The sequence below is a fragment of the Bacillus cereus group sp. MYBK216-1 genome (assembly GCF_051916495.1).
Classification (GTDB): domain Bacteria; phylum Bacillota; class Bacilli; order Bacillales; family Bacillaceae_G; genus Bacillus_A; species Bacillus_A thuringiensis_K.
This window is the reverse complement of sequence record NZ_JBQAGT010000006.1, coordinates 275,770-297,557: the sequence shown is the minus strand read 5'-3', so window position 1 is coordinate 297,557 and position 21,788 is coordinate 275,770. Positions and strand designations below refer to the sequence as shown.

The window sequence follows — 21,788 nt, the reverse complement described above, 5'->3', positions numbered from 1 at the left end:
AATGATTGTCCTTTTCTTGCCATAAAAAAATCCCCTCCAGATAAAACAGTATTGAGTCCATCATATCAGATGGACTCTTTTTTTACTGTCTACCTATAGGGGATAATACCAGCTCTAGTATGGGGCGATCCTCTTTTTTTTATTTATTATTTTAGCCAAGAAGACTCCTTCCTCAAGGAGCGTGAAGGGTCACAGCCCAGTGAGTAGGTGGGAGATGAATTGGCTTCGAACAAGGGATGGCAGGAAGCCATCTTAATTGTTCGACATACAGAAATTGTTACTCGACTACCTATCGAATGTACGTTTGGTGTATAATAGTTATATACCGAAATGGAGGTGAATCAAATAATGATTAATAAAGCCTATAAGTTTCGTATCTATCCAAATCAGGCACAAGCAATTCTAATCAACAAAACGATTGGGTGTTCTCGCTTTGTATTCAATCATTTCCTATCCTTATGGGATCACGCATACAAAGAGACAGGAAAAGGCTTGACCTATGGTACATGCTCTGCCAAACTACCTGCCATGAAGAAAGAGCTTGTTTGGCTAAAAGAAGTGGATAGTATCGCGATTCAGTCGTCTGTTCGCAACCTTGCGGATGCTTATATGCGCTTTTTCAAAAAACAAAACAGCGCACCGCGCTTTAAATCTAAGAAGAACAACGTACAATCTTATACCACAAAACAAACAAATGAAAACATTGCCGTTGTAGGGAACAAAATAAAGTTGCCGAAACTAGGCCTTGTTCGATTTGCCAAAAGTCGCGAAGTAGAGGGGCGTATTATCAATGCTACAGTTAGACGGAACCCTTCTGGTAGATATTTTGTGTCACTATTAGTTGAAACAGAAGTACAAGAACTTCCGAAAACACATTCTTACATTGGAATAGATGTAGGACTAAAAGATTTCGCTATTTTGTCAGATGGAACACACTATGAAAATCCGAAGTTTTTCCGATTATTAGAAGATAAGTTGGCGAAAGCGCAGCGTGTGCTTTCTAGAAGAATGAAAGGATCTTTTCGCTGGAATAAACAACGAGTAAAGGTAGCTAGAATTCATGAATACATATCAAATACTAGAAAAGATTACTTGGACAAAATTTCAACTGAAATCATCAAAAACCACGATGTTATCGGTATAGAGGATTTGCAAGTATCGAATATGTTAAAGAATCATAAGTTAGCAAAAGCAATTAGTGAGGTATCTTGGTCGCAATTTCGATCCATGTTAGAATACAAAGCAAAATGGTATGGCAAACAAGTCATTGTCGTATCGAAAACATTTGCTTCCAGCCAATTATGTTCTTGTTGTGGGTATCAAAATAAAGACGTTAAAAATCTCAACCTACGTGAATGGGACTGTCCTTCTTGTCAAACACATCATGATAGAGATATTAACGCAAGTATCAATCTAAAGAATGAAGCGATAAGGCTTCTAACCGCAAGGACTGCGGGGTTAGCCTAATCAATTAGAGTTCGATAGAACTCTTTACTTAGGAATCCCTCACTTCTAAACGAAGTGAAAGTGGGGGTAGTTCAATATGTATAAATTAGGTTTAATGGTGAAAAGAAGAGTCTATGAATGATTTTGGTTTGGAAAAATATTTTTGATAGGAAAATATAATATTGTTATATTTTAATTTAATGATACAATATTTAAACATCGTTTTTGACATGATATAGATTTACTTAAAGATGTCGATTTTGGAAAAACAGAAGGTAAGGTATTAGGTAAAGAGACATGTTGTTTATAATGAACGTTAATCCTGTATTATAATTTAGGAGAAATATATTAAGTAAGGAGTTTTTTTATGCTGAAATGGGCTAAGTGGATTGCCATGTTTGTGATTTTTATCTGTAGTATTTTAACTATCGACGCTCTTGTTGGTAGCAAAAAAGGTATAAAAACCATTACAGCAGCAGTTGAGGAATTCACTGCGGATAAAAAAAATATAGGAAATCAAAAAGAAGTAAAGCAAGGAGCCGAAACAAGTGATTATAAACATTTAGACAAGCAGCATTATGCATGGGTAATGGATGATTATTTAAAGGACCTATCTGATGTGGCAACCCGATTTAGAATTTTAGAGGCTGATGCAGAAATTAAGGGTACTATAAACAAATCGTGGGTTTCAGAAGTAGGCGATGTTTTCTATAAAATGTCTTATCTCATCTCAAGTGTACGATATGTAGAACCCCCAACAGAATTAAAGGGTCTACATTCATCTATTTTAAAGGCGATGGATAACTTGCAATTTGTTATAGACAACTATGGAGATGCTGCGAGCCAAACAGATTTAGCGAAATTAGACAAATGTTTAAAATCGTTAAGAATTGCTAGGGATACAATAGAAGAGGCGCGTAGTGAATTATCCACTTACGAATAATTATCATAAAAACCAATTAGTATTACATAACATCCTCAGAAGTATATATGAAGTTTAGCGTTTTCTTTGTAGTTAAGGGAACAGTAATCTCAAAGGTTTCAATTCTAATGTTTGGTACATGAAAGAGGATAGTAAGGAATGGAAGGTAGGAAAGATCAACGCTGTTGAGTACATGGATAAGGCTGGCATGAAGAAAGCGACATTTTACAAGAGAATGAGGGAATACGAGGAATTTAAATCATTAAGATTATATAAATAGATTTTATAATTTTGTTGTTTGAAAATGCAACCACAGTCAGTAGAGAGGATATAGTCGTCTGTGTAGCAACGGAACCAAAACTTACGTTAAGTATTAGCGGACATAAAAGACCGATTTTGAATGTTTTGATGTCCGCTAATGCTTATAGCGTGATTTGGTTCTATTGCTATACAAAGGCCATCATCACCATACTGAATAAAGTGAACAAAATATAAATTTGATTCATAAGTAAGAGGAAGGCACCTTAGGGTGTCTTTTTATTTTTGGATTTTTTTAGAAAATATTTGAAATATAATACAACTAATTATATTATTGTTTGTATATGATTTTAAATAATTCTGAAATTTGGTAGGGGGAAACAACAATGAAATTAGGAAAAATAGCATTAATTGGAGCGTTAACATTTAGTGGGTTTACTGCAGTAGAAATGAGTAAGCCTACCTCACAAGCAGCTGCAGCTTACTCAGATCCACTTAATGATGATTGGGGATTCAAAACCATTATGGATTTACAAAATTCAGAGGAAAGTACATACCAACCTGATTGGAAGATTGGGAATTTAATAACTGGTGATACATTTTACTTAACACAGCACTTTGGTAGGGAACATTTTGGTGCGCAAATGGAAATTTATAAAATCCACACAAATGGTACCCTAGAACGATTCCAAACAATAGAACCAGAATTTATTCCTGGAACAGAAATTTGGCAAACACCTATCACAGATAGCTATACAAGTGGTAATTATGTCGCTGTAATTAAATATCGTGGTGAATTCACGTATTCAAATCAATTTACAATCAATTAAGGATGTAAACACATTAGAAAAAGGCACCTTAGGTGTCTTTTTTATGCATAAAAAATCCTCATCTTCCTATAGAAAAGATAAGGCCTTTATATATTATTTATTATCCGATTCATAAGTTTTATTATAAACACATTTAGCTTCTCCAAAAAGACCACCGGTGTCCCATTCTCCACCATAATGAGCACAATTTAAAGGTGTACGATCGTTTCGCATACTTGGATTCTTAGGTGATTTATAGCCATCATTTACAATACTACCAACAATAAATATCCCTCCAATTACAAATACCACAGCAACGATTAATAGTATCTTCCCATTAGAACCAGTAACAATGTCGTTTACAACTTCTTTTGCTTCTTGTTGAGTTTCACCTTTTGAAAATAATGAAAGAATAATAGATATGATAAATATGAAAAAAAACACAATTATAAATATCATTATTTATAATTGTACTATTTGTATACTTTTAATTTCCTTATACGTTTTAAGCTAAGGTATTTGAAATCATTGTGATAATAAATATATCCCCCCGATTAAAAGTGCCGCAGCAACAATTAATATTATTACTCCATCCGGCCTATTAAGAATTTCTTTTATATGTTTTTTTGCTATTTGCTTAGTTTCTCCACTTGAAAAGAGATAAACAATGGAATGGAGAATTAGTAAGAAAAATGCCGTAATTACCTCTAACATGGCTTATGTACCTTTAATTATCCAGTAATTTTCTTGCACCTTGTATCAGACTGAGTAACTGGAATGCTTAATTTAATAGAAGCCAAATGACAAAAATTACTCCTGTAACTGCTGCAGATCCAAAAAAACCTACCAACATTTTCCCCTCAGGACCATTAATAAGCTCTTTTAAAACTTCTTTTGCTATTCGCTGACCTTTACCACTTAAAACTATCGAAAGAATAAAGAATATTACTACTAATACAAATGAAGAAATTATTAATTCCATGACTTATGTACCTCCCTAATATATGTGTGCGTTATTAATTAGCCAATAAATTCCTTGTACATTATATCAGCTAGGGTACATAAAGATATAGCGAATTATTTATATAAATTATTTTATTAATCGACATCGCATTACTATAGGATTGCTCAAGTCGGAAGAAGGCACCTTAGGGTGTCTTTTCTTTTGTCCATTACTCATTGATTTTTTATGTTCATTTGTTATAATTATTACTACAGTAGTATTACAGTAATATATTGGGTATATAATAAAAGAAGAGATGCTTGATACATCTCTTCTGGTAACTGTTGTCGTAAGGCGGGTAGTTACTAAATAAAGTTATTTTCTTTTTCTAGAACTTCCCTTTTGCTTCCGACGGCGTAGGGAGGTTCTTTTACGTTTTTTGCTAATATTACTCACCAGTTTGTTTCCATAACCGGTAACAAGAATTGTCAAAAATACTTTCAACAAATCCTGTAGCAAAGACAGTAAATATTCCATCATAGGAGTCACCTCCTTTCCCTCTACATAAAAAAAGAGAAAGGACAGCAACCAACCACCCTACGTCATACAGTTAAATCTATTCTATCATACTAGTACAATCTCACCAATATAAACAAGACCACCATTATTGATAGTCTTTTTAGGTAGATTTAGAACAATTAATTATATCGTGATTAATATATAATAATTTCGCCTTATGACCTTTATCATAAACTATTACATGGTATATATTTTTTGTACCACGCTTTGTTAATGTATTTAACCTTCGTAGGTGTTGAAGGTTTAGAACTATCCTTTAGTATAGTCATATCATTAGAACATCCTGCGGTATTTAGACAGAATGTAACTAATAAACATGATAGTAATAATTTATTCACATGATCACTTCTAATTCTTTATTAGTTAACATTTTTTCATGAAATACGTTCTTTACTAATTTTACATTACATTAAAGTTCAGAAAATATTCTTCTACTCATAAATTGTTACATTTGATCTAGGGGAACTCTGTTAATAATAAAAGTCGCTCTAGTCGAAGAAAGGCATCCTATTACTGATAAAGGTAAAACTGTTAGTTATCTAATTTTCCCAGTCATTATGTATTTGATGTATGTAACAAAGGAACTAATAGCAGAAAATGAACTGAAAGGTACATAAATGGGGACAATCTGGAAATAGATCTTTTGGTTATTTATTGTACTATAGTTTTTCTACAAAAAAAAGGTATGTGCCGAGACTAGATTATTAAAATTACAATGTAGGGGGCTGGGGAGGGAGTTAAAACAGGGTGATAAAAAAGAGTTTTAGAAAATATACCTGTGACAATTTAGAGTGTCATAGGTGTACTAATATTGTTTTGTATATTAAGTTAAAATACTATAATAAATTTTCCTTCTTTAATTTATAAAGAAATTTCACCTTCATTAGCTAATAATGTAGGGCCAATCTATATGGAAAATATGTTCAAACCTTTACTTGAACATGGCAATGTTTATACTTTCAAATTCAAGAAGTCTAAACTTAGTGTGTGATCAAACTGAAAACATCCTCATAAAACCTAGTTTTAGTCATTGGTTTAATATGAATTATATTTCTTTACAGAAAAACTACCTGCATAAATCGTTCTAGCTGTCTAGAATAAATTCCTGTTGCCTCGAACACAATTTCAGGTAATTTACCAGTTTTCTCGGTAAGCTCATATATCTTTTTTTGTAGCTCTTTAAAATCAGGCTTCAAATGTTGGATTTCCTTTTCAAAGATACATTGTTTTTGTGCATAATAAATCACCATATAACTTTTACCCATACTGATATCAAAAGCAATTACGTGTCTCATAAAGTTCCTCCTGATGGAAAATTGAAGTCTTCATCTTACACTTATCGATTCCCATTTCTTATACACGATCTCGAGGACCAACATACTAAAAACTAATTCAAATAAGGTAAGTGAAGAAGGTCAGTTTTTTTTACGGATTCAAAATCCCAAAGCACCCACGACCCTTTCTTCACTTCTACTATATAAAAAATAGTAGTGCGAACCAATGCCTTGGTCTACACTACTAATCTTAGTATGTTTTCTTTGTTATATAGAAATTACACAATAATGAACAGATTTAACACCTAAAAAGAAATTGGGTATAAGCACATTATTTTTAGAGATACATATTATATATCATGAAAAACTTCTTTGTTTTTCAAATAACGGACAGAATGATGTGAACGAAACTCACAGCAATAGTACATAAAAAGTTCGCCTTAATTGGTGAACTTTTTATTTTGGACCAAATGGACATTGGTAAAGGAAATAAGAGGTGACTTTAACACTGGATGTCTTGTATGTCGTTAAGGAAAGGTCAGCGTAATAGACGGAAAAGATAAGGTTTCTAAAGCCTAATATGTCTCCACATTCCTAATAAGATAATAAACGAAATGCCTAAAATGAGAAAATTGATATTCTCAAGTGAAGGTGTATAATTTTTTGCCTTGAATTCCTTTTACAACTTTTAAATTGATGAATATGTGAATTCTTTCTTCCAAAGAATTCGATATCTACAGAAAGGGATTTAAGGTTATTGTAAGGTAAATGAAAGTTACCTGAAAGAATCTCAGTTTAATATAAAATTATGAATTATCACAGGAGGGATGAAATAATGTTAAAGAAACTAGGAATAGGTTTAGTAACTTCCATAATTTTGTTGAGTACAAATGGTATTGCTGATGCATCTACTAACAGCGTACATGTAAAAAATGAAATGATATCTAAGAGCACAAAAAAGTGCAGTGACTGTTGGCGTGTTGGTCAATCTAGAACAGAAGATGGAGTTGCAGCAAAGCATACAACAATAGATGGAGAAAAAGTTGTCAAATATACAGTACAGGGCAATGGAAAGGTTAGAATGGATGTCATTGGTAAAGGATTTGCTGAAATTAAAGTAACTAGGGAGAATGGGAAAAGTGTATATTATCAGTTTGAGGTAATTTAATTAGTAATCAAATATAGGTTTTCATTTTAGAACGTTGCCTTCCTATAATTAGGAAGGCTTTTATTATTACATAAATAGGATAAAATAATAGTTCGCTAAATTGGCTAGGAACATAACTAAAAATGTCAGAGGAAATTTAGTAAATTGTTTCACATGAATCATCTTCTCTTGTTTGGATTAATACATATTAAAGTTTATTCTTTGCTTTGCTTTTCTTTTATAAGAAAAAATAATGTATTTTTTCATTTTATTTTAAGGAGTATTTTGTTTGCTTATCTTGATAGCAATGTGGTGTCCTACTTATCATTATGACATTTGCACTGGCTATGGTTAAAAATGAATATAATAAGATTTTCTATGTAAAAGAAAAAATCTTAATTAGTTAAATTAGAATTATTTCTATAATTTAGATAGGTGAGATGAATAGGTAGTTTAATTAGTTAACTATTTGAGCTGCCTATTTTTATAAATTTGCGAGTGGCTCCCAAAAAGAAGGGATCGTTGACGTACCACATGATAAAGTGACAAGCTTTAAAATGTTTACCTACGTCTAAATACAAGTTATACACACATATATTGATCATATAAAGATATATATTACAGATAATATTATGTTAAAGGTGGCGAAATGTATCATGAAAGATTTTGTTCTCGAAAAAGAAAACATTATTCGTAAATATGGTGAATGGACCGCTTATGATATTAAATTAACGGATACTCTATATACAAGAGATATTCGACAACCAAATCCTGCATTAAAAAAAATTGTGACAATGATTCAAGATATCACACAATGTGATTTTAAAAATCTTCGAATCTTAGATTTAGCTTGTTTAGAGGGGCATTACGCTATTGAGTTTGCTATGCAAGGAGCAACTGTTGTAGGGATAGAAGGAAGAGAATCAAACATACAAAAAGCTATATTCGCTAAAGATTTATTAAGGTTGGAAAACTTAACTTTTTATCAAGATGATGTAAGAAATTTAAGTGCTGAAAAATATGGTCAATTTGATATTGTTTTATGTTCTGGTATTTTATATCATTTAGACTGCTCAGATGTATTCCCCTTTTTAGAAAAAGTGTATGAAGTATGCAAAAGGTTTGTAATAATTGATACTCATATCACTTCTACTCCTAATGTATCAGTACTTTATAATAATTATGAATATAAGGGACACACAATGCTAGAACACTCTGCTAATTCATCAATAGAAGAACGTTTAAAATCAAAATGGGCATCATTAGATAATGTTACTAGTTTTTGGATGACAAAATCCTCTCTATACAATTTTTTAACGCGAACAGGTTTCTCTTCTATAAATGAATCCAGAAGTTTAGTTCAAGAAGATAGGATTACTGTTGTAGCTTTTAAGAAATATCCTATAGAAATTAAAAGCTCTCCTGAAACAGAAAAATACATTGAACCCGATTATTTAGAATGCTAAAAATAACACGTTTAAGTTTAATATTCTAATCAATCTGTATGAGGTAAAACTATATGTCATTTAAGCTAAAATCTTAAAGTATCCCTAAACAAAATTATTAGTTTTCCAAAAGCTATTTATATAAATGCAACTCGTTGTTTCCGTTTTGGGGCACTATAAAGTTTTAGCTTTATATAGATGGGATAGCACCACATTGCTATCATCTTAAAGAAATACTTCCGAAAACAAAAAATGAAAAGAATAATAAAAAAGCTTATCATTACGTTTTAAAGGATAAGCTTTTTTATTTTAGTTTAATTACAAGTTTTGAAATTCTTTTACTACTTTCATAATAAACTTAAAGATGCTCTTTTCGACCTTGTAAAATTAACCCTTCATTATTTAAAAGCCGTGATATACCAAATAGCAACAACATTTCCATTTTTATCGAGTACTCTGCCTTCAGCTGCTCCTTCTTCATATGCTGTTACTACACCAGTTTTAGGGTTTACATAAATTTTGTTTTCACTAAATAAGACATATTTGTATTGTTTTCCGTTTGGCGTCATTGACCAAGGTTTCCCCACTTTAATGTGCATAAATTCACCTTGCACGTCAGATACTTGATAACCCGATTTTTTTGATTCTTGATTGTTTACTGCTGCGTGAGTTTTAGTAGTAGCAAAAGTTCCTAAACCTCCAATTCCAATGGCAGCTGCTAACGCAATTCCAACAAATTTTTTCATGTGATAATGCCTCCTTTTTTAATTCATACCTGTATATTAAACGGTTAGTCTTTCATGTCACTTTCATTTACCTTACAATAACCTTAAATGGGTTTTTGAAAATTCTGACCGATGCGAGGGAGAGTATGAAAAAAAATATATTAATCGTTGATGATGACAAAGATATTATTGATCTTTTAAAACTTTTTTTAGAAATGGAAAATTTTTTTGTTGTAGAGGCTTCAAATGGCGAAGTTGCCTTAAAGTGTCTAGAAGAAAATCATATTGATTTAGCTATTGTTGATATTATGATGCCCAAAATGGATGGTTATCAATTAATTAAAAAGATTCGTGAGACGTTACAATTCCCGATACTTATATTGTCAGCCAAATCTCAAGAAGTAGATAAAATTATCGGTTTAGGGATTGGAGCAGATGACTTCATTACAAAGCCATTTAGTGCTTTAGAAATTATAGCTAGAGTTCAAGCTCACCTTAGAAGATCCTATGAATTTAATGATAAGGCTGTAGAAGGTAAGGAGAAGCAAATTCATATGGGTGATTTAGTATTAGATCATCATTCTTGTATACTCTATAAATCAAGCGAATCCATTTCTCTCAGTGCTACGGAATATAAAATCTTAGCACTTTTTATGGAAGAACCAGGGAGAATATTTACTAAAAAACAAATTTTTGAAAGTGTATGGTCTGATTATTACTGTGCAGATGATAATACGATTATGGTTCATATTAGTAGACTACGAGAGAAATTAGAGGATTCTCCTAAGAATCCAGTTTATATAAAAACGATCCGGGGACTTGGGTATAGATTTGCTAGGAAGGAAGAACTTTATGAAAAATAAAGTTTTATATATCTTAATTAAAAATTACGTTATATTTGCACTAGCAATAGGTTTCACGGTGATAATCTTATTTATATTTTTGATGTACCAAACAGAAAAGCAACTAGGAGAGCTAAATAATTTAAAAGCAAGTGAAGTAGTGCGTGAAAACTTTGAAACTATTAATTCAGAATCAATAGAATCATTTGGTGGTTGGGTAGAAATTCTTAATGAAAATTTACAAGTTATCTATACCAAAGGGGAAAAAAAGGATAAGCTTTTATCATATTCACAAAGAGAATTTACTACTTTATTTTTTGATAATGATCAACTTCCTTATTATTCATCTGTAGCAACATTTGTAACGAAAAAAGGTGAAACATTATATTGCCTTGTTAAGGTTCCTAAAAAAGCAATAAAGTATGAATATACGTTTTCTGATAAAAATGAGGAATACGTATATGTTTTTTATAAGATATTACTTACTACAATCGTTTTATTTTTTGTATTTTTCTCTATGAATGTATATATATTTAGTAGGCAAATTGCTAGGAAAATAACCAGGCCATTGGATAAACTAGCAACTGGATTTGAGAAAATTGCTAGTGGGAAATATGATAAAAGGTTAAACTATGAAACATATTTTGAGTTAATGCAAATACAGCATTCGTTTAATGTTATGTCGGAAAAACTCGATAAAATAGAAAAAGAGAAGAAGAGGTTGGAAGAAACCAAGCAGAAGATGCTTGTAGATTTGTCTCATGATTTAAGGACACCAATTACAACCGTTCAAGGTTATGTTGAAGCATTACAACTAGGGATCATTACAGAAAAAAGTGAAAGAGAAAGAACCTTGAATGTAATATATAATAAGATTCGAATCATTGCGGTGTTAACTGAAGATATTTTTGAACTGTCTAAATTAGAGCATTCTGATTACCCTTTTGAAGTACATCCAACTGATGTATCTGAGTTTATTCGTGAATTGCTTGTAGAATATTATGATTTATTTCAAGCGAAGCGCTTAATCCTTCAATATCAAATTCCCTCTAAAGAAGTGATTGCTCCAATTAACAACAGGCTATTATACCGGGCTATCTCTAACATAATATCTAATGCTCTACAGTATAATGCGGCAGGTACGACCGTTTTTGTATCGTTAATTGAAGATAAAACCAAAGTATATATAAACATTATAGATAATGGAATTGGAATACCTGAGGATATGAAACAGAGTATTTTTGATGCATTTGTTCGAGTAGATGATTCTCGAGAAAATAATGGGGGATCAGGTCTTGGATTAACTATTGCTAAGCATATAGTAGAAAAACATGGAGGGAGCATAAATTTAGATAGTACAAAGAAAAAAACACATTTCTGTATTTCTTTACCTAAATGCAGTGTGTAAATATCTTATGAAAAGTGTTAGTAAGTTAAATGGTTGAATAAAGAGAAAACGCACGATTTAGTTCCTTTAAACTTAACTCTGGTTCATATAAAATGGAAGCTTTACAGTTTACAAAATAAAAAAGGTGCTTATTTCAATTTCTTGTTTTATCATTTTAGTCAAGATAGTTCCTTTAAAACATGGTATAGATAATCAGTACGATTAAAGGAGAGATATTAGTCATTGCTTATCAATGGTAAGGTAGACGTATAGGATTTAACAAAGAACACATGCAACAATACAAATAATAATTTGTATGTGAACGTAAAAAATACCAAGACTGCCCTGGAGAGGAGGGGGGTCTTGGTATTTTTTTGTGAAGATTACGATTTTTTAAGTGATTTTCATATTCTGTTCACCATACTAACATCAAGTTCTTTAATTCAATCGTTTTAATTTCGCAAGTGTATTCTTTATCTTCCACATATCGGTGGGTAATCTTTGTATAAACTGATCTTATCTCTAAATCAGAATTGTTACCCCATCACCATGAAGTTAAAGTTTTTAAGGCCCCAAAAATGAAAAATATGCTATTCCATTTGTAGAATTATAGGAAGGGTGCGTATTTTTCTTTTTGTTTTGCTAACTTGATGTTAATGTGGTGTAACCTTAAGTATTTAAAAATTAAAAAATTCCCTTAATCATGTTAAAGGGACCTTGCTCACGCAAATGATCTGTAAATCAATTCATTTTTGATATACAGATCATTTGTATGATAATTTTTATAAATAATTGCTAAATAGTGAATTTACATAAATGCTTTTAGAAGTTCTTGAATTAATGGGATTGCTCCACCTATAAATTTTAAAACTGCCATTGCGATTTCCATATTATTCGCTCCTCTTTTTTCTTATTAAGATGTGGTGAATCTTTATAACCTTATTATAGTAAACGCTTACAATTATAACAATACATTTATGTATGCAATATTGCATATTTATACATTAGGCCTCTATTAGCCATTTTTTAATGTTACCATAGCAAGGTGAGAGTCTATAAGGGTTCTCATTAATAGGAGGAAATATGGAAAGAGTGCAAGCGATTTACAGTAATCAAAAATTTAAGAGTTGGGTTAAACAGGTATTAGCTGTAGGAGGAATAATAGGGTGCTGCTATTTGGTGTTATATGTTTTTTGTTTCTTAGTTATCATGTAAATATTATACAACTAAACTAGTAGAGTCTTGCCTAGAGAGGTAAGGCTCTTTTATTGTAGTACCGGGAGATGAGCAAACTACATACAATAACTCTTAGGTTTTTCAGATCACTTTGTATGGTTCCTTGTTTAGAACACTAATTCCTATCATTGAAAACAGAATTCTATTGATAAAAAATATGTTTTTACTAGATACATATTAAAAAGACAAGCATAAATTATATTAGATTTTGGCAAAATCTTTTTGCCTTGGAAAAGGATTTAAATCTTACTGATAGATTTGATTCCTTTTTTATATACCATAATCCTCATATTACTACGTAAATATAATACAGTAATAATGGTTTAAAAGCAAGAATATTAGTAGGGGTACGTTCACACATCCATCAACTTAAGATTTTAAAGTAGCCCTTGAACAAAAAAATCTTTTTTTATTGATTGATAGTAAACAAGAAAGGTTAGCAAATCAACAACTAAGAGATTTCTTCAGGTAAGCTAATAAGTAATCTATCAAAAGATCCTTTACAAAATTTACCGTTTTAGCCAAGAAGACTCCTTCCTCAAGGAGCGTGAAGGATCACAGCCCAGTGAGTAGGTGGGAGATGAATTGGCTTCGAACAAGGGATGACAAGAAGCCATCTTAATCAATAGCTAAATCTAATAATAAATTAATAAAAGAATGAGTTTTCCATTGTGTACGAATTTCAACATTTCCATAACAAAATTCATTAATAGTGGTTAAGAATGATTATATAGAAAATGGGAGTCATAGTGTAAATTTTTCTATAGATATTGATGGCTTAATATCTAACCCATATACCTGCGGAACAAACATTATTCTTAATAGCCTCATAGAGATTAAGAAACGTTATAAAAATTCTTCAAAGATTCTAAAACTGAGGATTCATTAAAAATACATTGGTAGCATAATGTGGTAGGGGAAATAAACGCTAAGGAAAAAGTATTATGTTTATTGCAAATGAAAATAAAATGTATGATCCTCAGGTAAGGGTGACAGTGGATTAAAACTGGAAAATAAAGTGTCCAGTAAATAAGGAAATATTAAAGGTAGAAGAACAGAACTTTTGAGTATTAGTGGAATCGCTCAGGAAGAAATAGTGACAGCGAAATTTAAAATTACTAATTTCTGTTCATCGATTCCGAACTTTGATGAAAAATACAAGTGAAACGCTGCTAAATAGCAGCGTTTCACTTAGTACATAAAATATATATTATTCCTTTTAAATTAACTATCAAAGTAGAGGTAGTATACCATTATCATAAAAAAATTAAGGAAAGTCCAGTACAATACCGAATCCATGCCAAAGAAGCTGTCTAATGAAATAATGTGTCTAACATTTTGGATTCACTTCAGTTATGTGTGCTTTTTTTACTAAATATCTAGAATGCATTATAATAAGTTGTTATCTTCTAGTAGTTGATACCAATCATCATTTTTATTACCTACAGTATCACTAATTCCTCCAGCTTGAACAAATTTACTACCTAATTCACAATATTTTCTCCCTAAATAGTAATGTTGTAAGAAATTATTCAAATTACCATAGGATTCAATAACAAAGTTTTGATCAATTAAATCCCCAAACAAACAAGAAACTTCACCATTAATTTTATTAATAAATAATGGATAGTTTTCTATTTTTCCTATACATATCCAATTATTAGTACCACCTGGCATATCATCGGTATAAAACTGAATACTATCAAGTTTTTCATGACCAAATATAGTTATTACTCCGCCATTTAATATTTCGTATTTTCCTATAATAAAATAATAATCTTTTAAAACACCTTCCTCTAATTTTTTGTCAAAGTTGTCTTGTATTTCTATTATTTCCCCAATCAGCAAACTAAATGGGTCATTACCTAAAATGTCTTTAATTAATTCTATTTTTTCTAATACTGATTTGTCCATTTTCTACTCCCTCTCAATATTTATCTTCACTCTCGAACCATAAGGGGCATCTTTTAATTGTACTCCTAAAATTCCACCAATTCGTCTATTTGTAAATTGATCCATGAATTGAAGGTTACTTCTAACGTCTTCTCCATTAAGGCCTAAATCCCAGCGGTGATCTGGATCCATATCATACTTTACTTTATCGATTAATTCTTTTGCTAATTTTTTATCTTTTGGATAATAGATTTCAATAATCTTTTTTATAACATCCTTTCGATACTGTTTTGTAACTTGAGGATCTCTAATAGGTTTTGTCTTTTGTAATAAGTTTGCATCACTCAAATCTTGTAATTTTTTCACTTTACGATCAAAATCACGTAAATTCATATCACGAAATTCATTGCCCCATTTTACATTGTTTTCGAATTTTATAGTTACTTCGTAATACTCACCTAATTCATCTACTTTTTTTACAGCGGGGGGAATCTTTCTTTTTCCTATGTTTTTTCCAGATTTACTTAATTTACTTTCCCCACTGTTAATTCTTATAAAAAAATCTTTAGACGGAGAAATTTCACTTTTAAGTGGGCTTGTACCGGCAAAAGCAAATCGATCTTTTAATGGTAAGTGGCTTGAAATATAAGGTGTATCACCTGAAAATTTCGTTAACTTTACAGAGTCTCCAAGGGAAGTTACTTTTCCAATTTGGCCTGCTCCTTTATCTCCAATCCATCCTAAACCAAACTCCATAAAAATATTTGTTCCCCATTGTGTACGACTTTCAGCATCGCCATGCCAAAATTCATTCATAAAAGTGTCTGAAAAAGTATTTATCATGGTATAAGCGGTTTCTATAGGATGACCTGCAGCATATTTTAGGTTTTCCTTTGTCACTGTATCGTCTAACGAATTGTATGTCTCTACTAAATCGCCAATAAATTTTCCAGATCCATTCCAAACCCCTTTTATAAACTTTTCTAGTATATTCTTTTCAGAAGAACTACTTAATAGTATACCAGATTCGATTAGATTATTTGTTTTTATACTATTATCTAATCGAATATTATTGTCTAGATATTCATGAATAGAATCTGCCCATTCCATATTTATTCTTTGTGTACTAAATGTACCGCTTGCAGGGCTGAAGCCTTTTCCACTTTGAACCTCAGCAAGGCCTGCAGCGATACTAGCCGCTAATTGAATCGCGGTAGCATAGTTATTACTAGATGTTTGATTAAATTCATATAGATGTTCTAACTTTTCCTGGATTTTACGGCGCATCTCAATAAATAGGTTAACCATTGCATCCATATCCGGTAGTGGCATAATTTGTTTTGTAACTTCAATACTTGCTATCATTCGGTCAATCTCTCGGATTTGTTCTAATAGTTCTTGTTCAACTACATCTGTTGAGGCGACTCTTGATTGAAACTCAGCAGGAAAAGATTCATTTTGATGGAGTAATTCTTCACATAGGTAAATAATCCCCTGTGCTAAAGGAAGAAACGTTTCTGCAAAATACATTTTCGCACTATAATAAGTCTGACCCTGTAGGACAGAATCACCCACAAAACTGTCGATAGATTGGATTACTTGCTCCATACTTTGTATAGTAGCAGTACAAAAAGCATACATAGTGTTTGTTTGGGATTGTACCTCTCCAAGATACATATTTAAACTCATAAATTGGCCTCCCTAGCAAGTTTTTGTTTTTGATGAGTGAGGTCATTTTCTAGATTGTATAATTTTTGTTTCTCTTGAATTAATGTTTCCTTTTGTTCTTCTAATTTATAAGAAAGGCTTCTTTCAATTTGTTGAGTTTCTAATTGTATATTGGTAAAAAAGCGAAAGAGTTCTTTATCACCATGCCATGTTTCTAAAATACGATGAAAAAAGCGATGGCTGCGTATTTTTAATTCTTGAAAGTCTGCTTCTGCTTGTTCTTGTGTTTGTATTGCGCGTTGATTTTGGTATTGTTCCTCGGATAGATTCATTAGATTTTGACTCAAGACCTTCATTTTTTGTTCTATTTCTTGATTCATTTTTTCCGCCTACCTTTTTGCTTATATATAAGTTAACAGAAGGGATAAAGGAAAAATTCTTAAAAAAGCTAAAAATTCTTCTGTAAATCGTTGTCCATTCGTTCAAACTCTGTTGCTACAGACTGTATATTGTCAATGGATTGCTGAAAGGCAGCAAGAAATTGTCTAGTTAATTCTAAGGCTTGTTGGTTTGCTTCCTGTGCTTTGTAATTAACGGTTAAAGTTGTACGTGTTGCGTGCGTTATTGATTTACCTGTTGCATTTTGAATTGCGTCAGAAGCTGATCTCATTTGAGTAGCAATTTGTTCAGCTTTTTGAACATTACTTTGAAAGATTGCCATTATAATATAACTCCTTACTTCAATATGTTTTTTAATAGTAAAAAGAAAGGGCTATGTATTTTATTATGTTTAATATTAAATTAGCAGTATTTTCATATGTTATAAAACATAGCCTTATATTAATTGATTGATCCATAAAATGGAATACAATATTAATTATACCAATAAATCACTAGGTTTACTTAGGCGAATTTTGGCTTTAATACAAAATCATCTATGATACTTAATAATTAAATTCTGAAGGAGTAAAAAGGTATGAAAATTTGGCAATTAAAAAGCTCGACTGATGATTATGAAAGCTTTCAATTATTGAACTATGAAGAGGATAAAAAATATTTTAAAACTAGTTTTAATTCTATGGTGAGTTTGTCAGATTCATGGACGCCTAAGTTTATTGAGGTAAAAGATGAAGGGAAATTAAGCGATTCCCCTATTTTTTGGGGAAAGTCTGGTGTACAAATAATTAGTGAAAAAGCCAAGAATGTTTTAGAACCTATAGTAGGAGATAATATTGAATTTTTACCATTAATTCATAAACAAAAAAATAAAAAATACTATGCTATGCATGTTTTAAGGGTGTTGGAAGCACTTGATACTAATAAAACAATCTTTGATAAGTTAAGTTCAGGTTTAATAATAGGATGTAAAAAATTTGTATTTATTCCTTATGTTGTCCAGTACGCACCGATTTTTAAATTGAATATAAATGGGAAGGTACATCCTAACTATCTTTTAGTATCAGATCAATTCAAAAATGCAATTTTAGAGAGTGAATTAAAAGGTTTTCAATTTACTGAAGTGTGGGATTCAGAAGAGGGTGCGTAAAGAAATCTAATTTAATTAGATTAGTAATGTGAACCCATATCTAATAGGGTAAAAAATAAAAAGCTTAAGCACATTGAAATGAACTCGAATATTAGTACATGATAAAAACATCACCTGAATTCGCATTCTAATCTTTCTCGTTTTATTTTTTTGCAACGATGAATGAGGAAGAATGCTTATCATGTTTTAAATTAAAATTATATTGGCTGACGTAAAGAATACCAATCATTTACTTCTCCCATCAGCACAAGTAAATGATTGGTACTTCTTGTTAATATCGCTAAGTATTAACTACGAGCAGAATACTTTATTTCATTCTTTTTTCTCTTACAGTTTGATCTTGTAATCGCTGTTATTCTTTTATTAGTCGATGAACAATTACACGGGTTGGGATTTTATCAGTCATTCCTACATAAGCGTTGGATATTTTGCAGGTTTGTCCAAACTGAAAAGAGCTTATGAAACCATCTATTATTCACGTTCTTCTTCATATAATTGCACCGCACTTATTTTTTGTAGGTGGTTAAAACTAGTTTTTAAGAAGCATATGCTTTAGCAACTGCAGAAATTCTGTATCACTTTTATCATCTTTTATATAATCCTGTTCGTAGTTAAAAATCATTCGTACTAACATAAAAGCTGTAAGCGGTAATGGTACCTTATGCAAAGCTCCTTGCTGATAACCTTTTTCGAGTAAATCACTTATCATGTTAATTGCTTCTTCTTCAGATTGTTTAAAACAAGTTGTAATTTCAGGTGAATTGTACTCTTTATATTCTTGAAAGAGTGTAGAAACAAACGGATCTTGATGATATTCTAGGCTGATATAATGAAGAATTTTTTGTATTCGAAGTAAAACATCTTTTTCTTCTTTATATAAATTAAATAATTGTGAGCGTTTGAGCTGAATATGACGCATATAGCAGTCACATAATATTTCAGTTTTATCTGTATAGTAATAATAAATAGTACCTTTACCAACTTTAGCTGTCTTTGCAATTTCATCAACCGTTGTGTTACGGACACCACGCGTAGAGAACAGTATTGTGGCAGATTGAATGATTTTCATTTTTTTATTTTCTTTTTCTAATTTGATCATTGTCTACACCCTATCCTTGAAATATTTAGCGAAGTTTTCTGTCTTTACATTCTGTATCAGTTCATTTGTAATTTTGTAACTCCTAATAGAAAGTCCTTTATTTGCTTCTTATAGAATAACATACAACATTTTTATTTCTAGTATATAACTATAATAGAATGCAACTTTATAACCTAGGGATAAAGTTGAAAGTTTGAGGTAATAATTTTTATAATCGGACGATGAGAATTCAAGTGAAAGGGGACAGTGATTTCTTTCTTGAGTGAATTATTTGATTTTTTATTCAATTAATTTTATTATATAAACATGACTAAAAGATGTTTTTAGTCGGATTTTTTTACGGAAAACCGACTGATATTTGATTTTAGTCGGTTTCTATACTATTTGAGAGAAGGTAGACACTATGTGTGGAATTGCAGGGTGGATAGACTGGTCTAAAGACCTGTCTCATGAACAAGAAACGTTAAAAAAAATGACAGATGCTATCATTCACCGAGGACCTGATGCAGAGGGGCATTGGTTTTCAAAACGAGCGGCATTAGGTCATCGACGTCTCATCGTCATTGATCCTGAAGGTGGCCTTCAACCTATGCTGTATAAAGATGGAAATGATACGATTGGCCTTACGTTCAATGGAGAAATTTATAACTATCAAGAATTACGTAAAGAACTTGAGGAGAAAGGTCATAAATTTCAGACCAAGTCGGATACAGAGGTATTACTACATGCTTACTTAGAATGGCAAGAAGATTGTGTTCAACATCTAAATGGGATTTTTGCTTTTGGTATTTGGGATGAAAGATTTGGGAAATTGATGCTTGGTCGTGATCATCTAGGTGTGAAGCCTTTATTTTTCGCTCAAAGGGGAAGCGCAATTCTCTTTGGTTCAGAGTTAAAAGTTTTACTTTCGCATCCGCTTGTAGATGCTGAGGTAGATAAAGAAGGACTTTCTGAAATATTCTGTCTTGGACCAACACGTACTCCTGGTCATGCTATTTTCAAGGATATACATGAAGTGCGTGCTGGCCATTATATGACATTTACCTCTAATGGCTCGACTACGACACAGTATTGGAAACTTGAAAGTAAAAAACATGAAGATGATATTGATACAACAGTCGAGACAATCCGCTCCATTTTACAAGATACGGTTAAACGTCAGTTAATTGCTGATAAACCAGTGGTATCTATGCTTTCCGGAGGTTTAGATTCCAGTGGTTTAACAGGTTTAGCAGGAAATGAATTTGGGAATAAAGGGGAACGCCTTCATACATATTCTCTGAATTTCATCAATGATGAAAAAGACTTTAAGCAAGACTTCCTTCGTTTTGATCGTGATGAACCTTGGGTGAAACGTGTGGCTGAATATGTAGGAACAAGGCATCATTCTATAGAGTTAGGATCAGATAGTTTAATAGAGTATTTATTAACTCCAATGCGAGCGCGTGATCTACCTGGAGTTGGAGAACTAGAAACGTCTCTTTATTTGCTATTTAAGGAAATGAAAAAAGACGCAACAGTTGCACTTTCAGGCGAATCCGCAGATGAAGTATTCTCAGGATATCCATGGTTCCATCAAGAGAAGTTTCTAGATGCAGAGATATTCCCTTGGAGTGTTAATTTATGGTATAGTACAGAAATTTTATCAGAGGATTTTAAAGCTAAGATTAGCCCTGAAAAATATCAAAAACAAAAATTTGAAGATGCGGTTGCTGAGGTTCCCTTTTTAGAAGGTGAAAGTGATCTACAAATGAAGCAACGTCAAATGTCTTACATGTTTATTACACGTTTCTTGCCATTTATGCTAGAACGAAAAGATCGCACAAGTATGATGAATGGCTTTGAAGTACGAGTTCCATTTTGTGATTACCGGCTTGTAGAATACTTATGGAATGTCCCATTCGAAATGAAAAGCATAGACAATATTGAAAAAGGTATTTTACGTAGAGCTTTTGAAAATGTACTTCCAGAGGATGTACGTTATCGCAAAAAAAGTGCATATCCAAGCACTAAGGATGCCTCTTATCTACAAGGTATTAGTGATTGGATGTTACATGTGTTGAACAATCCTGAATCACCTATTTTGCCATTAATTAATGTAGAAAGAGTTCGTGCTATTGCAGAAGGAAAAGACGAAGTAATTTCAGGTAATGATGCAAGAGGTATAATAGATTATTTACTTCAAGTTAATAGTTGGCTTCAGGAATATAATATTAAATTAGTATGGTAGATGTAATTTTCAAATAAAGAGAATAGCTGAAACATTAATGACCTAAGTGAACCGCATCTCCAATGTATTAGATAGTTATCTAATAATTGGAGATGCGGTTTTATTATCTTGATTTGCAATAACGCTAACCCTTTAAGGTTGCCTTTCTATTTTTTAGAATTGTTTTAGTAAATCAAAATTAAAATTCTGTATACATCTTTTGTACTAGTAGAACTAAGTCTAAAAGTATGTACAATTACACCATTTGACTAATGGGTAAACTTTACAACCTGTTATATACTAGTATTGTGTCTTGCCTTTATAGGTGCAGTACACAGCCGGTGATTGGCTAGTGGATGT

The 21,788-nt window shown here is 31.6% G+C and carries 19 protein-coding genes and 3 pseudogenes; 9 read left to right on the top strand and 13 right to left on the bottom strand.

The window, feature by feature from the left end; all coding sequences use genetic code 11:
* Nucleotides 1-348 precede the first annotated feature (348 nt).
* The 3 genes from tnpB to ACTFRH_RS22305 all read left to right on the top strand — a co-directional run bounded on the left by tnpB (nucleotide 349) and on the right by ACTFRH_RS22305 (nucleotide 3,456).
* Complete coding sequence (gene tnpB / locus ACTFRH_RS22315; protein ID WP_000608424.1) at nucleotides 349-1,467, top strand: IS200/IS605 family element RNA-guided endonuclease TnpB; 1,119 nt, start codon at nucleotides 349-351, stop codon at nucleotides 1,465-1,467.
* A 346-nt stretch (nucleotides 1,468-1,813) separates the two neighbouring features.
* Nucleotides 1,814-2,389 carry a hypothetical protein gene (locus ACTFRH_RS22310; protein ID WP_000922179.1) on the top strand — a complete coding sequence of 192 codons (576 nt, stop codon included), beginning with the start codon at nucleotides 1,814-1,816 and terminating at the stop codon, nucleotides 2,387-2,389.
* Between the two features lie 623 nt (nucleotides 2,390-3,012).
* Complete coding sequence (locus ACTFRH_RS22305; protein ID WP_000765882.1) at nucleotides 3,013-3,456, top strand: DUF5065 family protein; 444 nt, start codon at nucleotides 3,013-3,015, stop codon at nucleotides 3,454-3,456.
* A gap of 93 nt (nucleotides 3,457-3,549) precedes the next feature.
* Here ACTFRH_RS22305 and ACTFRH_RS22300 read toward each other — a convergent pair whose 3' ends face one another.
* The 5 genes and pseudogenes from ACTFRH_RS22300 to ACTFRH_RS22280 form a co-directional block, all read right to left on the bottom strand.
* Nucleotides 3,550-3,894 (bottom strand): hypothetical protein, encoded by a 345-nt coding sequence (locus tag ACTFRH_RS22300; protein WP_000576235.1) that lies wholly within the window; start codon nucleotides 3,892-3,894, stop codon nucleotides 3,550-3,552.
* A 66-nt stretch (nucleotides 3,895-3,960) separates the two neighbouring features.
* Complete coding sequence (locus tag ACTFRH_RS22295) at nucleotides 3,961-4,149, bottom strand: hypothetical protein (protein ID WP_000895160.1); 189 nt, start codon at nucleotides 4,147-4,149, stop codon at nucleotides 3,961-3,963.
* A 67-nt stretch (nucleotides 4,150-4,216) separates the two neighbouring features.
* A complete protein-coding gene (locus ACTFRH_RS22290; RefSeq protein WP_000420168.1) occupies nucleotides 4,217-4,417 on the bottom strand; it encodes a hypothetical protein in 201 nt (66 codons plus the stop codon).
* Between the two features lie 336 nt (nucleotides 4,418-4,753).
* Nucleotides 4,754-4,918, bottom strand: a complete 165-nt coding sequence (locus ACTFRH_RS22285) for a hypothetical protein (protein ID WP_165375055.1) — start codon at nucleotides 4,916-4,918, stop codon at nucleotides 4,754-4,756.
* A gap of 1,109 nt (nucleotides 4,919-6,027) precedes the next feature.
* Nucleotides 6,028-6,252 (bottom strand): annotated as a pseudogene (locus ACTFRH_RS22280) (hypothetical protein); the annotation flags it as partial.
* Nucleotides 6,253-7,066: 814 nt separating this feature from the next.
* Here ACTFRH_RS22280 and ACTFRH_RS22275 point away from each other — a divergent pair.
* Both ACTFRH_RS22275 and ACTFRH_RS22270 read left to right on the top strand, forming a co-directional pair.
* A complete protein-coding gene (locus tag ACTFRH_RS22275) occupies nucleotides 7,067-7,399 on the top strand; it encodes a hypothetical protein (protein WP_000914230.1) in 333 nt (110 codons plus the stop codon).
* A 635-nt stretch (nucleotides 7,400-8,034) separates the two neighbouring features.
* A complete protein-coding gene (locus tag ACTFRH_RS22270; RefSeq protein ID WP_000651399.1) occupies nucleotides 8,035-8,844 on the top strand; it encodes a class I SAM-dependent methyltransferase in 810 nt (269 codons plus the stop codon).
* A 377-nt stretch (nucleotides 8,845-9,221) separates the two neighbouring features.
* Here the strand turns inward: ACTFRH_RS22270 and ACTFRH_RS22265 are convergent, their stop codons facing one another.
* The gene (locus ACTFRH_RS22265) at nucleotides 9,222-9,569 is read right to left on the bottom strand and encodes a hypothetical protein (RefSeq protein WP_000714876.1); all 348 of its coding nucleotides are present in this window, start codon (nucleotides 9,567-9,569) and stop codon (nucleotides 9,222-9,224) included.
* Nucleotides 9,570-9,694: 125 nt separating this feature from the next.
* Between ACTFRH_RS22265 and ACTFRH_RS22260 the strand changes: the two genes are divergently transcribed.
* Both ACTFRH_RS22260 and ACTFRH_RS22255 read left to right on the top strand, forming a co-directional pair.
* Nucleotides 9,695-10,411: a response regulator transcription factor gene (locus ACTFRH_RS22260; protein WP_000739374.1), complete on the top strand. Its 717-nt coding sequence runs from the start codon at nucleotides 9,695-9,697 to the stop codon at nucleotides 10,409-10,411.
* Nucleotides 10,401-11,798: a sensor histidine kinase gene (locus tag ACTFRH_RS22255; RefSeq protein WP_000792428.1), complete on the top strand. Its 1,398-nt coding sequence runs from the start codon at nucleotides 10,401-10,403 to the stop codon at nucleotides 11,796-11,798. The genes ACTFRH_RS22260 and ACTFRH_RS22255 overlap by 11 nt, the downstream gene beginning before the upstream one ends.
* Before the next feature lie 787 nt (nucleotides 11,799-12,585).
* Here the strand turns inward: ACTFRH_RS22255 and ACTFRH_RS22250 are convergent.
* The 5 genes and pseudogenes from ACTFRH_RS22250 to ACTFRH_RS22230 all read right to left on the bottom strand — a co-directional run bounded on the left by ACTFRH_RS22250 (nucleotide 12,586) and on the right by ACTFRH_RS22230 (nucleotide 17,295).
* Nucleotides 12,586-12,772 (bottom strand): annotated as a pseudogene (locus ACTFRH_RS22250) (hypothetical protein).
* Nucleotides 12,773-14,402: 1,630 nt separating this feature from the next.
* Entirely contained in the window at nucleotides 14,403-14,927 is a 525-nt protein-coding gene (locus ACTFRH_RS22245; RefSeq protein ID WP_000361639.1) for a hypothetical protein, read from the bottom strand.
* Between the two features lie 3 nt (nucleotides 14,928-14,930).
* Nucleotides 14,931-16,595, bottom strand: coding sequence for a T7SS effector LXG polymorphic toxin (locus ACTFRH_RS22240; RefSeq protein WP_000056088.1), 1,665 nt, complete (start codon nucleotides 16,593-16,595; stop codon nucleotides 14,931-14,933).
* Nucleotides 16,592-16,954, bottom strand: a complete 363-nt coding sequence (locus tag ACTFRH_RS22235; protein WP_001070984.1) for a DUF3958 family protein — start codon at nucleotides 16,952-16,954, stop codon at nucleotides 16,592-16,594. Before ACTFRH_RS22235 ends, ACTFRH_RS22240 begins: the two co-directional genes overlap by 4 nt.
* 68 nt (nucleotides 16,955-17,022) lie before the next feature.
* The gene (locus ACTFRH_RS22230; RefSeq protein WP_000974199.1) at nucleotides 17,023-17,295 is read right to left on the bottom strand and encodes a TIGR04197 family type VII secretion effector; all 273 of its coding nucleotides are present in this window, start codon (nucleotides 17,293-17,295) and stop codon (nucleotides 17,023-17,025) included.
* 255 nt (nucleotides 17,296-17,550) lie between these two features.
* Here ACTFRH_RS22230 and ACTFRH_RS22225 point away from each other — a divergent pair, with 255 nt between their 5' ends.
* Complete coding sequence (locus ACTFRH_RS22225; RefSeq protein ID WP_000708205.1) at nucleotides 17,551-18,120, top strand: imm11 family protein; 570 nt, start codon at nucleotides 17,551-17,553, stop codon at nucleotides 18,118-18,120.
* Between the two features lie 122 nt (nucleotides 18,121-18,242).
* Here ACTFRH_RS22225 and ACTFRH_RS22220 read toward each other — a convergent pair.
* Nucleotides 18,243-18,580, bottom strand: a pseudogene (locus tag ACTFRH_RS22220) (IS4 family transposase); the annotation flags it as partial.
* A gap of 69 nt (nucleotides 18,581-18,649) precedes the next feature.
* Nucleotides 18,650-19,219, bottom strand: a complete 570-nt coding sequence (locus ACTFRH_RS22215; RefSeq protein WP_000593071.1) for a TetR/AcrR family transcriptional regulator — start codon at nucleotides 19,217-19,219, stop codon at nucleotides 18,650-18,652.
* Nucleotides 19,220-19,622: 403 nt separating this feature from the next.
* On the opposite strand from ACTFRH_RS22215, the gene asnB reads away from it, so the two are divergent.
* On the top strand, nucleotides 19,623-21,449 hold the full coding sequence (gene asnB / locus ACTFRH_RS22210; protein WP_000333855.1) for an asparagine synthase (glutamine-hydrolyzing): 1,827 nt from the start codon (nucleotides 19,623-19,625) through the stop codon (nucleotides 21,447-21,449).
* Nucleotides 21,450-21,788: the final 339 nt, after the last annotated feature.

Bases quoted from the DNA above. Each gene is read 5' to 3' on its own strand.
- tnpB (WP_000608424.1), top strand. From the start codon at position 349: ATGATTAATAAAGCCTATAAGTTTCGTATCTATCCAAATCAGGCACAA.
- ACTFRH_RS22310 (WP_000922179.1), top strand. From the start codon at position 1,814: ATGCTGAAATGGGCTAAGTGGATTGCCATGTTTGTGATTTTTATCTGT.
- ACTFRH_RS22305 (WP_000765882.1), top strand. From the start codon at position 3,013: ATGAAATTAGGAAAAATAGCATTAATTGGAGCGTTAACATTTAGTGGG.
- ACTFRH_RS22300 (WP_000576235.1), bottom strand. From the start codon at position 3,894: ATGATATTTATAATTGTGTTTTTTTTCATATTTATCATATCTATTATT.
- ACTFRH_RS22295 (WP_000895160.1), bottom strand. From the start codon at position 4,149: ATGTTAGAGGTAATTACGGCATTTTTCTTACTAATTCTCCATTCCATT.
- ACTFRH_RS22290 (WP_000420168.1), bottom strand. From the start codon at position 4,417: ATGGAATTAATAATTTCTTCATTTGTATTAGTAGTAATATTCTTTATT.
- ACTFRH_RS22285 (WP_165375055.1), bottom strand. From the start codon at position 4,918: ATGATGGAATATTTACTGTCTTTGCTACAGGATTTGTTGAAAGTATTT.
- ACTFRH_RS22275 (WP_000914230.1), top strand. From the start codon at position 7,067: ATGTTAAAGAAACTAGGAATAGGTTTAGTAACTTCCATAATTTTGTTG.
- ACTFRH_RS22270 (WP_000651399.1), top strand. From the start codon at position 8,035: ATGAAAGATTTTGTTCTCGAAAAAGAAAACATTATTCGTAAATATGGT.
- ACTFRH_RS22265 (WP_000714876.1), bottom strand. From the start codon at position 9,569: ATGAAAAAATTTGTTGGAATTGCGTTAGCAGCTGCCATTGGAATTGGA.
- ACTFRH_RS22260 (WP_000739374.1), top strand. From the start codon at position 9,695: ATGAAAAAAAATATATTAATCGTTGATGATGACAAAGATATTATTGAT.
- ACTFRH_RS22255 (WP_000792428.1), top strand. From the start codon at position 10,401: ATGAAAAATAAAGTTTTATATATCTTAATTAAAAATTACGTTATATTT.
- ACTFRH_RS22245 (WP_000361639.1), bottom strand. From the start codon at position 14,927: ATGGACAAATCAGTATTAGAAAAAATAGAATTAATTAAAGACATTTTA.
- ACTFRH_RS22240 (WP_000056088.1), bottom strand. From the start codon at position 16,595: ATGAGTTTAAATATGTATCTTGGAGAGGTACAATCCCAAACAAACACT.
- ACTFRH_RS22235 (WP_001070984.1), bottom strand. From the start codon at position 16,954: ATGAATCAAGAAATAGAACAAAAAATGAAGGTCTTGAGTCAAAATCTA.
- ACTFRH_RS22230 (WP_000974199.1), bottom strand. From the start codon at position 17,295: ATGGCAATCTTTCAAAGTAATGTTCAAAAAGCTGAACAAATTGCTACT.
- ACTFRH_RS22225 (WP_000708205.1), top strand. From the start codon at position 17,551: ATGAAAATTTGGCAATTAAAAAGCTCGACTGATGATTATGAAAGCTTT.
- ACTFRH_RS22215 (WP_000593071.1), bottom strand. From the start codon at position 19,219: ATGATCAAATTAGAAAAAGAAAATAAAAAAATGAAAATCATTCAATCT.
- asnB (WP_000333855.1), top strand. From the start codon at position 19,623: ATGTGTGGAATTGCAGGGTGGATAGACTGGTCTAAAGACCTGTCTCAT.